Source organism: Aldersonia kunmingensis (genome assembly GCF_001646865.1).
GTDB lineage: Bacteria > Actinomycetota > Actinomycetes > Mycobacteriales > Mycobacteriaceae > Aldersonia > Aldersonia kunmingensis.
Genome location: NZ_LRRB01000110.1, coordinates 1 through 16,526 on the forward strand (window position 1 = coordinate 1; position 16,526 = coordinate 16,526).

Annotated in this window: 17 protein-coding genes; 8 read left to right on the forward strand and 9 right to left on the reverse strand. The window is 66.2% G+C overall.

The features are described from left to right. On the forward strand, window positions 1-688 hold a 688-nt coding region (locus A8G08_RS08070), incomplete at its 5' end, for a lysophospholipid acyltransferase family protein (protein ID WP_068272504.1). 6 nt (window positions 689-694) lie between these two features. Further along, the gene (locus A8G08_RS08075; protein WP_068272507.1) at window positions 695-1,468 is read left to right on the forward strand and encodes a lysophospholipid acyltransferase family protein; all 774 of its coding nucleotides are present in this window, start codon (window positions 695-697) and stop codon (window positions 1,466-1,468) included. On the opposite strand, the gene A8G08_RS08080 is transcribed toward A8G08_RS08075, so the two are convergent. Then, window positions 1,465-2,337, reverse strand: a complete 873-nt coding sequence (locus A8G08_RS08080) for a helix-turn-helix domain-containing protein (RefSeq protein ID WP_068272610.1) — start codon at window positions 2,335-2,337, stop codon at window positions 1,465-1,467. The genes A8G08_RS08075 and A8G08_RS08080 overlap by 4 nt on opposite strands. 109 nt (window positions 2,338-2,446) lie before the next feature. Here A8G08_RS08080 and A8G08_RS08085 point away from each other — a divergent pair, with 109 nt between their 5' ends. The 5 genes from A8G08_RS08085 to A8G08_RS08105 all read left to right on the forward strand — a co-directional run bounded on the left by A8G08_RS08085 (window position 2,447) and on the right by A8G08_RS08105 (window position 5,682). Beyond that, window positions 2,447-3,238: an SDR family oxidoreductase gene (locus A8G08_RS08085; RefSeq protein WP_068272510.1), complete on the forward strand. Its 792-nt coding sequence runs from the start codon at window positions 2,447-2,449 to the stop codon at window positions 3,236-3,238. A 9-nt stretch (window positions 3,239-3,247) separates the two neighbouring features. Further along, entirely contained in the window at window positions 3,248-4,312 is a 1,065-nt protein-coding gene (locus A8G08_RS08090; protein ID WP_068272513.1) for an NAD(P)H-dependent amine dehydrogenase family protein, read from the forward strand. A gap of 231 nt (window positions 4,313-4,543) precedes the next feature. Continuing rightward, window positions 4,544-4,879: a DUF4333 domain-containing protein gene (locus tag A8G08_RS08095; protein ID WP_068272516.1), complete on the forward strand. Its 336-nt coding sequence runs from the start codon at window positions 4,544-4,546 to the stop codon at window positions 4,877-4,879. A gap of 247 nt (window positions 4,880-5,126) precedes the next feature. Then, window positions 5,127-5,429 carry a DUF4333 domain-containing protein gene (locus A8G08_RS08100; protein WP_084436031.1) on the forward strand — a complete coding sequence of 101 codons (303 nt, stop codon included), beginning with the start codon at window positions 5,127-5,129 and terminating at the stop codon, window positions 5,427-5,429. Further along, window positions 5,371-5,682 (forward strand): DUF4333 domain-containing protein, encoded by a 312-nt coding sequence (locus tag A8G08_RS08105; protein ID WP_245672725.1) that lies wholly within the window; start codon window positions 5,371-5,373, stop codon window positions 5,680-5,682. The genes A8G08_RS08100 and A8G08_RS08105 overlap by 59 nt, the downstream gene beginning before the upstream one ends. Before the next feature lie 4 nt (window positions 5,683-5,686). On the opposite strand, the gene A8G08_RS08110 is transcribed toward A8G08_RS08105, so the two are convergent. From A8G08_RS08110 to A8G08_RS08145, 8 genes are all read right to left on the reverse strand, one after another. Continuing rightward, window positions 5,687-7,513 carry a CocE/NonD family hydrolase gene (locus A8G08_RS08110; protein WP_342669640.1) on the reverse strand — a complete coding sequence of 609 codons (1,827 nt, stop codon included), beginning with the start codon at window positions 7,511-7,513 and terminating at the stop codon, window positions 5,687-5,689. A gap of 470 nt (window positions 7,514-7,983) precedes the next feature. After that, window positions 7,984-8,670: a sterol desaturase family protein gene (locus A8G08_RS08115; RefSeq protein WP_068272520.1), complete on the reverse strand. Its 687-nt coding sequence runs from the start codon at window positions 8,668-8,670 to the stop codon at window positions 7,984-7,986. Then, on the reverse strand, window positions 8,667-9,389 hold the full coding sequence (locus tag A8G08_RS08120) for a FadR/GntR family transcriptional regulator (RefSeq protein WP_068272522.1): 723 nt from the start codon (window positions 9,387-9,389) through the stop codon (window positions 8,667-8,669). Before A8G08_RS08120 ends, A8G08_RS08115 begins: the two co-directional genes overlap by 4 nt. A gap of 48 nt (window positions 9,390-9,437) precedes the next feature. Further along, entirely contained in the window at window positions 9,438-10,076 is a 639-nt protein-coding gene (locus A8G08_RS08125; protein ID WP_245672726.1) for a hypothetical protein, read from the reverse strand. Further along, window positions 10,077-11,741 (reverse strand): ABC transporter family substrate-binding protein, encoded by a 1,665-nt coding sequence (locus A8G08_RS08130; protein ID WP_068272530.1) that lies wholly within the window; start codon window positions 11,739-11,741, stop codon window positions 10,077-10,079. Window positions 11,742-11,816: 75 nt separating this feature from the next. Then, a complete protein-coding gene (locus A8G08_RS08135) occupies window positions 11,817-13,661 on the reverse strand; it encodes a dipeptide ABC transporter ATP-binding protein (protein ID WP_068272532.1) in 1,845 nt (614 codons plus the stop codon). Then, complete coding sequence (locus tag A8G08_RS08140; protein WP_068272535.1) at window positions 13,658-14,572, reverse strand: ABC transporter permease; 915 nt, start codon at window positions 14,570-14,572, stop codon at window positions 13,658-13,660. The genes A8G08_RS08135 and A8G08_RS08140 overlap by 4 nt, the downstream gene beginning before the upstream one ends. Window positions 14,573-14,580: 8 nt before the next feature. Further along, on the reverse strand, window positions 14,581-15,558 hold the full coding sequence (locus tag A8G08_RS08145; protein ID WP_068272542.1) for an ABC transporter permease: 978 nt from the start codon (window positions 15,556-15,558) through the stop codon (window positions 14,581-14,583). 143 nt (window positions 15,559-15,701) lie between these two features. Here A8G08_RS08145 and A8G08_RS08150 point away from each other — a divergent pair, with 143 nt between their 5' ends. Continuing rightward, window positions 15,702-16,526, forward strand: a complete 825-nt coding sequence (locus A8G08_RS08150; RefSeq protein ID WP_187344445.1) for an HAD family hydrolase — start codon at window positions 15,702-15,704, stop codon at window positions 16,524-16,526.

Here is a 16,526-nt window from a genome sequence, read left to right on the forward strand (position 1 = left end):
GGTGCGCGGTGCGGAAAATGTGCCGGCCAAGGGTGGCGCGGTGATCGCAATCAACCACACCGGCTACATGGACTTCACCTACGCCGGGCTGCCGGCGCGGACGCCGAAGCGCTACGTGCGGTTCATGGCGAAGCAAGAGGTCTTCGACAACAAGATCTCGGGTCCCATCATGCGAGCTCTCAAGCACATCCCGGTGGACCGTTCGGCGGGTGCCGATTCCTACCGTTCCGCGGTGGGTGACCTGCGCAAGGGCGAACTCGTCGGGGTGTATCCGGAGGCGACGATCAGCCGCAGCTTCGAGATCAAGGAATTCAAGTCAGGCGCCGCGCGAATGGCGATCGAGGCGAACGTGCCGATCGTGCCGATCGTGATCTGGGGCGCGCAGCGCGTCTGGACCAAGGGTCAGCCGAAGCGCATGGGGCGCACGAACACACCCATCTCCATCGCGGTCGGGGAGCCGATCCAGCCGTTCGAACCGGCATCCGAGCTGACCGAGAAGCTGCACAGCGTCATGAAGGACCTGCTCGAGGGCCTGCAGCGCGATTACGAGCATCCTGCCGGTGAGTACTGGGTACCGGCACGGCTCGGTGGCGGTGCCCCGACCCTCGAAGAAGCGGACAAGATGGACGCCGACGAGGCGGCCGAGAAGGCACGCAAGCGCGCCGAGAAGGCTTCGGACGCGGAGTAGCCGACGATGCGCCGCGAACCGGTCTTCGACGTTCTGTCCGGATTGGTACAGACGGTGATCGCGGTGCAGGGCCTGCGGGTCGAGATGACCGGTCTGCACAACATCCCGGCGACCGGCGGCGCGGTGCTCGCGGTGAATCACACGTCCTATGTCGACTTCTTCGAGGTCGGGCTCGCGGGGCGCAAGGCCAAGCGCAATGTGCGCTACATGATGAAGGCCGAACTGGAGAACAACCGGCTGATCGGTTTCCTGATGCGGCACTGCAAGGCGATCGGCGTGGATCGCGACCACGGCGGGGAGTCCTTGGAGAAGGCAGTGACGGCGCTGCGCGATGGCGAGATCGTGGTGGTTTATCCGGAGGCAACGATCAGCCGCAGTTTCGAGCTCAAGGATTTCAAGCACGGCGCGGCGCGGATGGCACTCGATGCAGACGTACCGATCATCCCGATGGCGATCTGGGGCGCGCACCGGGTGTGGACCAAGGGTTTTCCCCGGCAGCTCGGCCGGCACAAGTTTCCGGTGAATATTGCAGTGGGCGAACCGATTTCGCCGGAGGGCGCGGTCGACGAGCTGACCGACGTGATGCGCACGGCCATGAGCGCGGCGCTCGACAAGGCGCAGGCCGGCTATCCGATGCCAGCCGGTGAGCTGTGGGTACCGGCCCGATTCGGCGGCGGTGCGCCCGACCTCGCGGCGGCCAAGCAATTGGAGATCGACGAGTTCGCCGCCCGCCGAGCGGCCAAGGAAGCCAAACAGGCCAAGGAGAAGCGAACCGGTTAGACGCGCGCGAGCGAGAGTTCGGACAGCGCCCCGGCCGCCTCACGCAGCGCGTCGATGTACGCGGCCCGTTGTGCACCATCGACCGCGGCCCGCAGCGGTGCCAGCTGCACCTCGAATCCCGGTAGCGCATCGTCGAATACGGGCGCGGTCAGATAGCTGACCGGCAGCGCGACATCCGAGCGCAGCTCAGCGGCGGTGTACGGGCGCGAGGTGAGGCTGGCGAGCTGGCGCAGCACTCGATCGCGCAGCTGCGGCTGCAGAACATCGGTGCCCACCACATCGAGAAGGTCCGCGAGCACGTCGACGAGGCCGGCATCGTCCGCGGTCGGCCGGAACACCGCACAACCGAAATCCCGCACGGTGCGCAGCAAGCCGGCGCCGGTACGGCGAGGGTCGGGTGCGGTCGCGAGCCAGGTGTCCCGGTCCGCGCGATCGCGCCACGGCATCACCGCGGCGCCGGCCGGATACGCCAGCGGAATACGTTGTCCGACTGCCAGTCCCGGCACAATCCGGGTGCCGGCGTGATGCTTGGCGACGACGGTGAGCCGCCGTGGTTCGATGCGGCTCAGTGTCACGCCGCAGTCGGTCCGCTCGGCCAGGGCGGCGAGTGCGTCTCCGACGCCCACGGGCGGCGCTACGGCTTCGCTGCGCAGGCCGGACAGTGCTGGACCGAGTTGGTAGCGCAGGTCGCCGTCGCGCGTCGCCCATTCGGCGTCGGTCAGTTCGGCCAGCACTGCGCTGACAGTGGCGCGCGCCAGTTGTGTGCCCTTCGCGACCTCGGCGACGGTGTAACCCCGATCCGAACCTGCGAGCAAACCGATCACGTCCACGACTCGCCGCGTGGGTGGGGAGTAACTGCGCGGTGCCATTTCCATCCTTGTCGGTGGGTTCTGCGACGCCTACACTGCATCGACTATTCGTCGATTGCAAGTCGAATATTCGACGCTTGCAGTAGGACACTGGCTAAGGAGCGAGTGCATGATTCTGGACAACTTCCGGCTCGACGGGCAGGTCGCCGTCGTGACCGGTGCGGGCCGCGGGCTCGGCGCGGCGATCGCCGTCGCTTTCGCCGAGGCCGGCGCAGACGTCGTGATAGCGGCGCGGACGCGCGAGGACCTCGACAAGGTCGCCGGCCAGGTCGCCGCTGCCGGGCAGCGGGCGCACGTTGTCGCCGCTGACCTGGCCGACCATGAAGCAGTGTCCGCGCTCGCGCAGACCGCCGTCGACGAGTTCGGCCGGCTCGACATCGTCGTGAACAACGTCGGTGGCGCCATGCCGAAGCCCCTGCTCGACACCACGAACAAGGACCTCGCGGCAGCGTTCTCCTTCAACGTCATCAACTCGCACGCGCTGCTCACCGCGGCCGTGCCGAAGATGCTCGAGACCGCGGGCGGCGGATCGATCATCAACATCACCTCGGCGGTGGGCCGCATGCCGGGCCGTGGCTTCGGCGCCTACGGCACCGCGAAGGCCGCGCTGGCGCACTACACACGCCTCGCCGCTGTCGACCTCTCGCCGCGGATTCGCGTCAACGGAATCGCGCCGGGCGCGATCCTCACCTCGGCGCTCGACATCGTCGCCGGCATGGATGAGTTGCGGAAGCCGATGGAGGCAGCGACGCCGCTGCGTTACCTCGGCGATCCGTCCGACATCGCTGCCGCTGCGCTCTACCTCGCTTCACCCGCCGGTCGCTACCTGACCGGCAAGGTGCTCGAGGTCGATGGCGGTTTGAACACCCCAAATATGGAAATGCCCCTTCCGGATCTGTAGGAGAAACTCATGAGCTTTCGTGTTGTGGCCTGGGGAACGGGCAATGTCGGCAAGCACGCGCTGACCGGAATCATCAAGGACCCGCGGTTCGATCTCGTCGACGTGGTTGTCTCGTCCCCGGCGAAGGACGGTGTCGACGCCGGCAAGCTCGCCGGACTCGACATCGAGACGGGCGTTCTCGCGACGACCGACAAGGCCCGTGTGCTCGCGGACAAGCCCGATGTCGTCGTGTACACCGCGATGACCGACAACCGCCTGATGGAGGCGCTCGAGGATCTGCGCGAGATCCTCGCCGCCGGCGTCAACGTGGTGGCCAGTGCGCCGGTGTTCCTGCAGTACCCGTGGAACGTCCTGCCGGCCAACATGCTCGAGCCAATCGAAAAGGCTGCCGAGGAGGGCAATTCGTCGATCTTCGTCAACGGCATCGATCCCGGCTTCGCGAACGACCTGCTTCCGCTCGCCCTGACGGGCACCTGTCAGAGCGTCGATCAGGTGCGCTGCATGGAGATCGTCGACTATGCCACGTACGACAACCCGGCGGTCATGTTCGACATCATGGGCTTCGGCAAGCCCATGGATGAGACGCCGATGTTGTTGCAGCCGGGCGTGCTCTCACTCGCCTGGGGCAGCGTGGTCCGCCAGATCGCGGCCGGTCTCGGCATCGAGCTCGACGCGGTCACCGAGGTCCACGAGCGGCTGGCTGCGCCGGAGACGTTCAATATCTCTTCTGGCGAGATCGCTGAAGGCACCACCGCCGCAATGCGTTTCGAGGTGCGCGGCATGGTGGGCGACGAGATTCCGGTTGTGCTCGAGCACATCACCCGTACCCGCGAGGACCTCGCACCGGACTGGCCGCAGCCGGCCCAGGAGGGTGGCTCGTACCGCATCGAGATCACCGGCGAGCCGAATTACGCGCTCGACCTGTGCCTGTCCAGTGCGCTCGGCGACCACAACCACGCCGGCCTGGTCGCGACCGCGATGCGCGTCGTGAACACGATCCCGGCGATCGTCGACGCGAAGGCGGGTATCCGCACCACGCTCGATCTGCCACTGGTCACCGGCCCGGGGCGCTGATCCCGGACTGAGTTAGCGAAGCGCCCGTCCCGCCGAAGCCAGGCGGGGCGGGCGCTTTCGTGGTTCTTGCTAGTGGTGGGTCGAAGTGCCGCTGTCGAGTGCAATCGCGGCCCAGATCGCGACGCCGTAAAGGGCGAAGATCCCGATGAGGAGGATGCCTCGCCGATCAATCACCACCCATGGCGGCAGGCGCTGTGCGAGCCTTGAGTCAACCGGATTCGAGGTGTCACCATGCCGAAGCTCCTACGTACCCTGGCGACGGCCTGCTGCGCCGTCGCGTTGTCCGCGCCTGTGCTCGCGGGTTGCTCCGCAGAAGTCAGCATCGGGAACGACTCCGTCGACAAGGACAAGGTCGCCGAGCAGATCAGTACCCAACTCACCGAGCAGGTCGGCACCAAACCGGATTCGGTCGAGTGCCCCGAGAACCTCGACGCGAAGGTCGGTGCCACGCTGACCTGCACGCTCACCCACGAGGGCGTGAGCTATGACGTCGACGTCACGGTCACGTCGGTGGACGACGACAAGAACGTGAAATTCGACATCGAGGTCGCCGACCAGCCCAAGTGAATTCGAAATCTCCTCCGACGCGCTCGCCGAAGGCACCACCGCTACAATGCGTTTCGAGGTGCTTGGGGTGGTGGGCGACGAGATCTCGGTTGTGCTCGAGCATGTCACCCTGACGCGCGAAGCGCCCGTCCTGCCGAGAGTTCGGTGGGGCGGGCGTCGCCCGCTGGTTCATCGGGTTGTTAGGCGACGACTACCATCCTGACGAGCGTTGTGCGAACCTGAGCGGCCACGGATTCGAGGAGTAACCATGCCGAAGTTCCTGCGTATCCTGGCCACGGCCGGCTGCGTCGTCGCGTTGTCCGCGCCGGTGCTCGCGGGCTGCTCCGCAGAAGTCAGCATTGGGGACAAGACTGTCGACAAGGACAAAGTCGCCGAGCAGGTCAGCACGCAACTCGCCGAGCAGGTCGGCACCACACCGGAATCGGTCGACTGTCCCGAGGATCTCGATGCGAAGGTCGGCGCGACGTTGACCTGCACGCTCACCCACGAGGGTGAGAGCTACAACGTCGACGTCACGGTCACGTCGGTGGACGAGGACGGACAACGTTAAATTCGATATCGAGTCGTACCAGACTGTCGGCAAGGACGTTGTTGCCGAGCAGGTCAGCACCCAGCTCACCGAGCAGATCGGCACCACACCCGATTCGGTCGACTGTCCCGAGGATCTCGATGCGAAGGTCGGCGCGACGCTGACCTGCACGCTCACCCACGAGGGCGTGAGCTACGACGTCGACGTCACGGTCACGTCGGTGGATGGGGGCGACGTGAAATTCGACATCCAGGTCGCCGACCAGCCCAAGTGACGCGTTACCCCAGCGGCACGTTCACGAAGCTCGGCGCACCCGGATCCAGCAACAGATGCTGTTGCATGAGCCCGCTCTCGTTGAGCAGCGGCCGCAGCGGTGTGCCCTTGGGGAAGTTGCTCGCGTAGACGTCCACACGCAGCCGGTGCCCGGCCTGCAGCACTGCGTCGGTCGGAGTGAGGCCGACGTCGAGCTGGGTCGCCTGTCCCGGCATCACCGGCTGGCGGGAGATCAGTGTGAGTGTGGGGAAGGGGTCGGTGAGATCCCCGTTCGCCGAGTAGCGGCTGCGTGCCGGGTCGATGGCCCGCAATGACGACGTGAGCTGTCCGGAGGTGAGCACCACCGAGGTGCCATCGGGCGCAACATCATTGAGGGTGGCGGTCCAGAACCCGTCCGTCCCGTTGTGCACGGTATTGAGGTGCACGTTGATCGGCCCGGAGAGCAACGTCGGCCGGTTTACCGGCGCAGCCGTGAAGGTCAGCCCATCGAGTTCCTGCGGGCGAGCGTCGCGCGTACAGCCGACGAGGACCGCGGATGCGCCTGCGGTGATGTACGCGGTGTCGCGGGAGCACACGCTCGAGACGCCGGGACCGATCGACAGTTGATTGACGCCGGTCGGCGGCGCGGGGAGCAGGCTGCCGTCGAACTGGCTGTGCGCAGCGGTCCCACTAGACGCGGCCGAGAGGTACATGCGCTGGTAGTTCACGCCGGGCTGCGGGAACGAGGTGGTGCTGACCCACCCGCCGCCCTGCTGGAACAGGGTGACTGGGCCGTATTTGTCGATACCGTTGTCGATTCCTTTGAGCCACTTGTCGAACCATGCGCGCTGCAGCACGTCGGTGCGCGGCGGATTGCCCGGATTGCCGAACCCGCGGGTCGCGTTGATGTGGTAGACCTCGCCCATCACGAGTTGCTTCTGGCCGGGCGGCAACGGGATTTCGTTGTAGATGCGCGGCTCGCCGTTGGCGAACAGGTCGTGCCAGCCGCCGACGACGAAGGTCGGAATTCGGATCTGGCTGGGTTGCCCCAGCCAGGCCTGGCGCATCGGGCCGTCGTTGAGCATTGCGGCGAGATTGGGTGGTATGGCGTCGACGGTCGGTGTCGCGAGCGCCGCGAACACCAGATCCATGAAGGTGAACGGATTTTCCATCCGATCGGAAAGCCAACGCCAGTCGAATCTGCCGGAGGCGAGCGCACTGATGTCGGGAATCATCTTGGTGAGATTGACCGCCATCAGCCACGGGACGAGGAAGCTGACGCCGACCAGAGCACCCGGCGCCGTGACGTCCCGCATCAGGTCGTTGCCCGGCACCACCGGGAAGATCGCTTTCAGATGCGGGGGCTGCTTCGCGGCGGCTTGCACTTGGTTGATCCCGGAGTACGACGCGCCGGTCATGCCGACTCGTCCGTTGGACCACGGCTGGGTACCGGCCCACTCGATCGTCTCGACAGTGTCCGCCTGCTCCCGTGTCTGGAAGACATCCCAGATGCCTTGTGAGAAGCCGGTTCCGCGCACGTCCGCGACGACCTGGACATAGCCGCTGCGGATCAGTTGGCGATCAACGGCAAAGTTGCGCGCGAAGCCGCCGCTGAGGGCCTGGGTGAGTTCGGTGATCCCGGAGAAGGGCGTGCCGGACAGATCGAAATCGCGCGCGTACTTCATCAGCGAGTCGGAGATACCCGGGATCGACAACGACGCATCCGCAACGGCCGAAATGAGTTTCGTGTACGCCGTCATATTGAGGATGGTTGGCATAGGAATATCAATCGGCAGGCCTGCCGCGTCGGCGGGACGGTAGATATTCGCCTTGAGTACGACCCCGTCGCTCATTCTGATCGGAACGTCCCATTGGATGTGAACGTTTGGATACTGCTGGAGTCCATCCTCGGTAGCGGTCCACGAGGCGCCGAGGGCGCCCGCATCCGGCGTCATCGCAGACGCGGGTGATGCTGTCGCGCAGGCGAAGACGAGTGCGGCCAATGCTGGAGCACCGATGCGAACTGCCCAGCGAGTGAATTTTCCACGACGACGTACTGCTGCCACGGTCCTGCGTCCCCTCCGCGACGGGCGACGCAGGTGCGCCGCGTCTCGGTTACCAGCCACACGGGTGTCGTTGCTCGGTTAACGGCAAGTAGCGCACCGCAATGGTAGCGACACTAACGATGCGGAATTGTCATTCCGCTGAAATCCGTGCGTGTGGAGGGAACGCGAAATATGTTTCCGGACAGAATATTTCGCGTCCGGAAACGAAATTCGCCCGCACAGATTGTGCGGGCGAATTCCGAGGGGGAAATTTGTGGCTAGACGACCCCGTTGAGCGCGTACAGGTTTCGCGCGGTCTTCGAGGTCCGAGTCTCTTGGGGATCGGGATAGGTATTCAGCACGCGGTCGGCCGTGCCCGAGCTGGTGACCGTGAACCAGTAGTGCTCGTTCTTGAAGTGGTGGTGGCGGTGGTTCTTCCACACCGCGCGGTACGGCGCGTACTTCGGCTTGTGGTCGGTGTGGATGAGGTAATGAATCCACTCGTAAACCATGAGGAAGCTCAGCGCGGTGACCGAGAAGGTCAGCCCGAACGCGAGCCCAACGGCCTGGAACGCGAAGACACCGATCAGGACGAGCGCCGGAAGCAGCCAGGCCAGGACCTGCCACGGAACGAAGATCAGCGAGATGATGCGCGGATCCACATGGTGCTCACGGTGTTTGCGGGACACCAGCGGATCGATCTTCATTCCGACAATGCGGCGCGGCTTCCAGTGCAGCAGCGCCACATGGATCCCCCATTCGATGAATGGAAAGGCCACGAACAGGATCACGGGAATGAGCAGGTCGCGGAGCTGCCAGTCGCCCACTGCGACACGAGCCACGACGGCGCCGGTCAGCGTGGTGATGATCAGCCACGGCGACGGATGGCGCAGGAACTCCGCGAACGCGGCCGGGAGTGTCTCGCCGATTCGGGCGCGCGAACGTTCTGCGGGGCGCGTGGTCATGACAATTTCTCCAGTGCGTCGAGAGCGGTAAGCATTTTGTAGGTGGCTGGTTCGAGCAGATCGCGGGCGGCGGCGGTCGCCGCGGCGGGCTCGCCTGCGCCGATCGCATTGGCGAGTGCGCGGTAGGCCTCGGGCCGGCCGACCTCGGCGTCCATCACGGCGGCCATCGCCGGCAGCACCGGCTCGTAGGCCGAGCGCAGCGTGTTGAACATCAGCCGGAAGGCGATTGAGTCGGCGGCATCGACGACGCGATCCCAGTAGGTCATTGCAATGAACTGGCGTTGCACCGGATCGGTTTCCGATTCGAGTTCATCGGCGACGCGGAGCAGTGCGGTGGTCGCGTCGGTGTCGGCGCGCAGGGCGGCCAGTTCCGCGATCTTCGGGCCGTTGTGCATCCGAGCCTCGAGCATGCTGCGGGCGACGGAGACGTCGAGCCCGCCGCTGCGGATCAGCAGCTGAGGAAGCAATTCCATCCCGGCGTGGCGGCGGAAATCGCGAACGGTCGTGGCATCGCCCTGGCGGACCTCGACGAGGCCGGCGGCCGAGAGCCGCTTGATCGCCTCTCGTACGGTGGGTCGCGAAACGCCCAGAACCTCGGCGAGCCGGCGCTCACTCGGCAGTGCTTCCCCCGGCTGAAAAGCACCGTCGAGGACCTTCGCGGCGATCTGCTCGAACACCTCCTCGGGCACCGAGCGCCGACTGACCGGCTCCAACGTCATGCGACGAGTGTGGCCCCGCAGTGGCTATAGGTCAAGTGGTCAGACCAATTAGCTCGGATCGGATCCGCCGATCGCCGACCACCAAATGGCTGCCGCCGCGCCGACCGCGGTCGCCCCGGCGAAGGCTCCGATCCCGCCACCTGCGACGAACACCCACATGAAGCCGACCAAAGGCGCGCCGACCGCGGACTGCGCATCGAGCAGCAACCGCCGTCCGACGCGGTTGGCGGCCACGCCGCGGACCACCGCGTCGGGAGCGATGCGCGAGGGGTTGTCGATCAGACGGCCGACAGGTTCGGTGCTCCTCGACCGACCGGCGGCAAAGAACCGGTGCCCGTTCCAGTCCACCGACCGCGATGTCCCACTCGCCGGTGTCGCGGTCAGCGCGACGAGTGCCGGATCGAAGTACACCGGCAACCAGTAGGCCCGTCCGCCGTCGCGCACCTCGAGCCACGAGCGGCTGACCAGCCGATGCTGCTGCCGGATTCGACGCACCTGAATCGCCCGCGGGGTCTCGCCCCCGGACCGCGCACCGACCAGTCGCACCGTGGTCCAGACGGCGACGATCAGAACCACCACCGCGAGTACGGCGATCTCATCGGCATTGCCGAAGAACGCCAACGCCAGGCAGATCGCGACGGCGCCGATCGCCGTCCCGGCCGGGTAACGCAGCGCGGGCGGCAGCACCTACTTCAGGAAGCCGATGATCGTGTAGTCGTAGGACGCCAGGCCGGGCGCGCCGAAGTTCGCGAGATTGCTTCGCACGCCGACATTTCCGGGCGCCTGCATAAGCGTCGCCGAGAAGCCCTCGTCCCAGACCTCCTGGTCGACCTCGTTGGCCATGACGATCGCCTTCTGCGGATCGAGTTCGGACACCGTGCGCTCGATCAGGTCGTTGAGCTCGGGCGAACCGATCCGGCCGTAGTTGCCCTGCAGATCGTTCGGGTTGTAGGCGTAGATCTGCGGCAGGCCGCTGAGCGGGAAAGCGTCACCGAGCCAACTGAATTGCGCGACATCGAAGTCGCCGGGCTGGATGACGTCGGTGAAGAAGCCCTGGCCGCTGCGGGTGTCGATGTTCAGCTTCACGCCGACCTGCGCCAGGTTCTGCTGGATGATCTGGGCGATCTGCACCCAGGTGGTGGACTGGTACATGACGTCGCGGATCTCGAGCCGCCGGCCGTCCTTCTCGCGCACGTCGCCGTTCAGCTTCCAGCCCAGGGCGTCGAGTTCCTGTTTTGCGGCCTCGGGATCGTAGGCGGGCGCGTTGTCCTGGTAGCCCTCCTGGCCGCGCAGGTAGACGTGGTTGTTCAGCGGCTTCGGATCAGCGACCATGCCGTTCTGCATCGCGGTCGCGATGCCCTGCCGATCGATCGCCTTGATGATCGCGACCCGCAGTGCGGGATCGGCCAGGATCGAGCCCTCCGCGCCGTTGAAGGTCAAGTGCGAGAACGCGTTACCGGGCGCGCGGCGAACGACGACCCCGTTGGAACTCTGCGCGGTCTTCACCTCGTCGATGGTCGCGAGGCCGGTCGAGTCGATCTCATTGTTCTGCAGCGCGGGCACGCGTGCCGCGTCGTCGAGCACGATGAAGGTGACGGTGTCGAGCTTGGGGGTGTTGCCCCACCACTTCGGGTTCCGTCCCAGCGTGATGCGGTTCTGCGCCCGGTCCAGATTGGCCACGACAAACGGCCCGGAGGTGAGCGTCAGGCCATTGAGCAGGCCTTTGTTGAACGCTTCCGGCGTGGCTGTCACCGACTTCGGATAGAGCATCGTGTTGCCCGCGAACTGGCCGCGCCACTCGGCGTAGTTCCGGTCGAAGGTGAGCACCGCCTGCCGGTCGTCGACGCCGCGCTCGACCTTCTGCACCCGATCGAAACCGTTGGTGTTCGCGATCAGGAAATCCTTGTTGCGCCCGCTGAGCGCATTCGCCTGCGATGCGATGTCTTCCCACGTAATAGGCGAACCGTCCGACCACACCGCGGCGGGATTGATCGTGTATGTGATGACCTGGGGGGTCTCGCTCGTGAGCTGGATATCGGTGAAGTAATCGGTGTTGACCGACAGCCGGCCTGCGGCATCGGTGTTGAACGCGCGCGGCAGCGTAGGCCGCTCGATGCCGGCGATCTCGCCCTCGTTGCCGTCGTTGGACAGCGTGTTCCAGTTGGCCGGCCAGGACGACACCGCGAGCCGAAGGTTGCCGCCGTCGGCGATCAGGGCGGGGTCGGTCGGATTGATGTCGTTCGTCGTTCCGAGGTCTCCCGACGCGTCGCTCGTATCGGTACCGCCACCGCAGCCGGCCAAAAGCAACGACAGGGCGGCGAGCGGTGCCATGAACCAACGAGCTGAACGCATCGGCGTTCCTTCCTGCGAAAGGTGGAGTCAGCGTAGCCGCTCCACCTGCGCAGAACCTGGGCAGAGTTGCGCGGATTACCCTGCCGCCACCACGGGGACCGCGGCGAGCAGTTCCCGGGTGTACTCGTGCTCGGGCGCGGCAAAGATACGATCCGCCGGGCCCTGTTCCACGAGCCGGCCGCGGTGCATGACCGCAACGTCGTGGGCGAGGTTCCGGACGACCGACAGGTCGTGCGAAACGAACAGGTAGGAGATCCCGCGGTCGGCCTGCAGTTCGCGTAGCAGGTTGAGGACGCCGGCCTGTATCGAGACATCCAGCGACGACACCGGCTCGTCGAGCACGAGGAATTCCGGGTCCAGCGCGAGCGCCCGCGCGATATTGATGCGCTGCTTCTGTCCGCCGGAGAAGTCGGCGGGATACCGGTCGGCATGGGCACGTTGCAGCCCGACGAGGTCGAGCAGTTCGGGCACGCGGCGCGCGATCTCGGCTTTGGCGCGGCCATCGACGCGCAGCGGCTCGGCGAGCAGGTCGAACACCGGAAGCCTCGGGTCGAGCGCTGCCGTCGGGTCCTGGAAAATGATCTGCATCCGCCGCCGCAGTGCGCGCCGCTGCGCGCGAGTCAGTGTCGCGACGTCGTGCCCGAAAACTTCGATCGAGCCGGACTCCGGTGCGACGAGATCCAGGATCTGCGTGAGGGTCGTCGACTTGCCCGAACCGGATTCGCCGACCAGTGCCAGGGTTCGCCCGGTGCGGATCTCGAAGCTGATGCCGTCCACCGCGCGGACCTCGCCGCGCTTGCGCTTGAACACCATGCCCGAGGTGATCGGGTACGTCTTGGTGAGGTCCTGCACGCGCAGCACTACCTGATCGGCTTCCGCCTCGTGGGCCGCGGGCACTTCGGCAACCTCGCGACGGAAGGCGGCGAACAGATCTGGGCTGCCGAGTTGGTCGGTTCGCACGCAGGCGGCGAGGTGGGCAGCGGCACCGGGCACCTGCTCGAGGGGCGGCTCGTCATCCAGGCAGCGCGGTTCCGCAAGTGGGCAGCGCGGCGCGAACGAGCACCCCGGCGGCAGCGCATGCAGCTGCGGCGGTGCGCCCGCGATGGGCACCAGCGAGGCGCGCGCCGGGCCGTCGAGGCGCGGTATCGAGCCGAGCAGACCAGCGGTGTACGGCATCCGAGGCTGCGAGAAAACGCTTGTCGCCGAGGCAGATTCGACGATCCGGCCTGCATACATCACCATGATCCGGTCGGCAAGCGTGGCCGCGATGCCCATATCGTGCGTGATCATCACGACGCCCGCACCGGTGATATCGCGCGCCTTGCGCAGCAGGTTGAGGATCTGAGCCTGCACCGTCACGTCGAGTGCCGTCGTCGGCTCGTCGCAGATGATCAACTCCGGATCGTTCGCGATAGCCATCGCAATCACCACGCGTTGGCGCATGCCGCCGGAGAACTCGTGCGGAAAAGCCTTGGCGCGCAAGGCGGGATCCGGGATACCGACGAGGTCGAGCAGTTCGACCGCGCGTGCCCCGGCCTCGGCGCGGCTCGTCGCCCGGCCGTGCACGAGCAGTGCCTCGGCGATCTGATCGCCGACCTTGTACACCGGGGTGAGCGCCGACAGCGGGTCCTGGAACACCATGCTCATCGTGCGGCCGCGCAGCGTGGACAGTTCGCGGTCACCCATGCCGAGCAGTTCGCGCCCGCGCAGCCGGATCGACCCGGTCACCCGGGCGTGCTCGGGCAGCAGGCCGAGTACGGCCAGCGACGACACCGATTTTCCGGAGCCGGACTCGCCGACGATGCCTACGACTTCACCGTCGTCGACCCGGTAATCCACGCCGCGCACGGCCTCGACGCGGCCCTCTTCGCTGGCGAAGCTCACCCGCAGGTCGGATACCTCCAGCAGAGGCGCGCTCATTTGCGACGACCCTTCCTCGCGCCGGTTGCGTTGGGGTCGAACGCATCCCGCAGCCCATCGCCGACGAGGTTCGCCGACAGCACGGTGATCACCAGCAGCCCGCCGGCGAACATGAACAGCCACGGATACGTCAGCGCCGAGGCGGTGCCCATCGCGATCAGCGAACCCAGCGACACATCCGGCTGCTGCACACCGAAACCGAGGTAACTCAAACCGGTTTCGGCGAGGATCGCAGCGCCCACGTTGAGGGTCGTGTCGATGATGAGGATCGAGGCGATGTTCGGCACGATATGCGTTGCAATGACGCGGTGCGTGGGCGCGCCCATATACTTTGCGGCCCGGACGAATTCGCGGTCCCGCAGGGACAGCGTCATTCCCCGGACAATGCGAGCGGTGATCATCCAGCCGAACACGGCAAGCAGCACGATGAGGAAGAAGATCGAGCCGCTGGCCTTCGTGCGCGGGCTGAACACCGCGATGATGATGAAGCTCGGCACCACCAGCAGCAGGTCGACCACCCACATGATGACCCGGTCGGTCCAGCCGCCGAGATAGCCGGCGACCGCGCCCACAGTGGCCGCGATCAATGTGGTGAACAGCGCGACGCTGATCCCGATAATCAGCGATTTCTGCAGCCCACGCAGAGTCTGTGCGAGAACGTCCTGGCCGATCTGATTGGTGCCGAACGGGTGCTGGAGGCTCGGCGGCTGCAGCAGCGCGGTGTAGTCGAGCTGCTGGTAGTCGTAGGGCAGAAATGGCGGCAGCGCGAAGCTCGCGATGAACAACAGCACCAGGATCACCAGACCCGCGATCGCCGGGCGATTGCGCAGGAAACGCCGCCGGACCAGCGCACGCCGCCCGGCCGCGGCAACATCGACATCGGAGTGGGTGACGATCTCGACTTCGCTCATGACCCTCCTCAGCCGACCCGGACCCGCGGATCGAGCGCGGCATAGACCACGTCCGCGAGCAGGCCGGAGAGCAGCACAACCAGCCCGATGAACGACGTGACCGCCACGACGATGTTGGTGTCCTGTGTGTCGATCCCGGTGATGAGCCACTCGCCCATGCCGTGCCAGCCGAAGATCTTCTCGACGAAGGTGGCACCGGTGACCAGCGCGCCGAACCCGTAGGCGAAAAGCGTCGCCATCGGGATGAGCGCGGTCCGCAGCCCGTGTTTGAGCATCGCGCGACGGCGGGTCAGTCCCTTCGCCCGGGCGGTGCGGATGAAGTCGCTGCCGAGCACGTCGAGCATGGCGTTGCGCTGGTACCGGCTGTATCCGGCCATCGCGCCGAGTGCGAGCGTGATCGTCGGCAGCACGAGATGTTTACCGCGGTCGACGAGTTGCGCCCACGCGCCCTCCACCGCGCTCGCGGACGTCTCCCCGGTGTAGAGGAAGATCTGTTGCCCGGTGGCCGAGTTGACCTCCAGGGCCCCGTATTTGAGCAGCGTTGCCACCAGGAATACCGGCGTGCTGAGCAGCAACAGTGAGATCGCGGTCGTGAAGTAATCGCTGAACCGGTACTGCCGGATCGCGCCTGCCGCGCCGATCAGCACACCGAGCACGGCGCCGATCACCGAGCCGAGCACGAGCAGCCGGAGGCTGGCAGCGATCCGGCGCGGGAGTTCATCGGAGACCGGTTGACCGGTGATCGTGGTGCCGAAGTCGCCGTGCAAGGCGCCGCTCAGCCACTCCAGGTATCGCTGGGGGATCGGTTCGTCGAGGTTCAGCTCCTGCGCCTTGGCGTCGATCACCGACTGCGGGGGGCGCGGGTTGCGCTGCTCCATGCTGTCGAGCGGGCGGAACGTGAGCGAGGTCAGGCTGAAGGTGAGAAACGACGCAAGCAGCAATAACACCAGATAGTTGGCGGCGCGACGCAGCAGGAACCCAGCCATAGTCCTCGCATCATAGGGATGGCCGTCTCCTGCGGTAGGCAGGCGCGACAGTGCTTTGGGTACCGAGCGCCGCTGCACCGCGAGGACTAGGGTTGTCGGTCCGCGGTGAACCTGACCAGCGGGGTTTCCGGCAGTATTGGGAGGTGACCATGAACAGACCGAAGCTTGTCGCCAGTGACGTGGACGGCACGTTGATCGACACCGATGAGAAGGTCTCTGCGCGCACCCGGAACGTGGTGAAAGCGCTGGTCGATGATGGTGCCCACTTCATCTTGGCCACCGGGCGCCCGCCGCGTTGGATCCCACCCGTGGTCGACGGTCTCGGCCTTGCGCCGCTCGCCGTGTGCGGGAACGGTGCCGTTCTCTACGACAGCGACGCCGACCGGGTGCTCGAGGCCCGTGTTCTCGACGTCGAGACGCTGGACTGGGTGGCCGAGCTCGCGTACCGCGTACTGCCCGGCTGCGGGCTAGCGGCCGAACGGATCGGCGAGAGTGCCCACGATGCGGCGACGCCGCAGTTCGTCAGCTCCCCCGATTACGAGCACGCCTGGCTGAACCCGGACAACACGGAGGTCTCGGTGCGCGAGGTTCTGTCCGCGCCCGCCATCAAGCTGCTGATCCGCTCACCCAAGGAACTCAGCGAGTCGATGCGCGCGGCGCTCGTCCCGCACGTGGGTGACCGTGCCGACATCACCTTCTCGACCAACAACGGGCTGATCGAGGTGTCCGCGCACGGCGTCACGAAGGCGTCCGGGGTTCGCGAACTTGCGCGCCGGCTGGGGATCGAGAACAGCGCAGGCATCATCGCGTTCGGGGACATGCCCAATGACGTGCCGATGCTCGAGTTCGCGGGGCACGGTGTCGCGATGGCGAATGCGCACCCTGCCGCGATCGCCGCCGCCGATGAGGTCACTGCGACCAACAACGACGACGGCGTCGCCCGGGTGCTCGAACGCTGGTGGAACTGA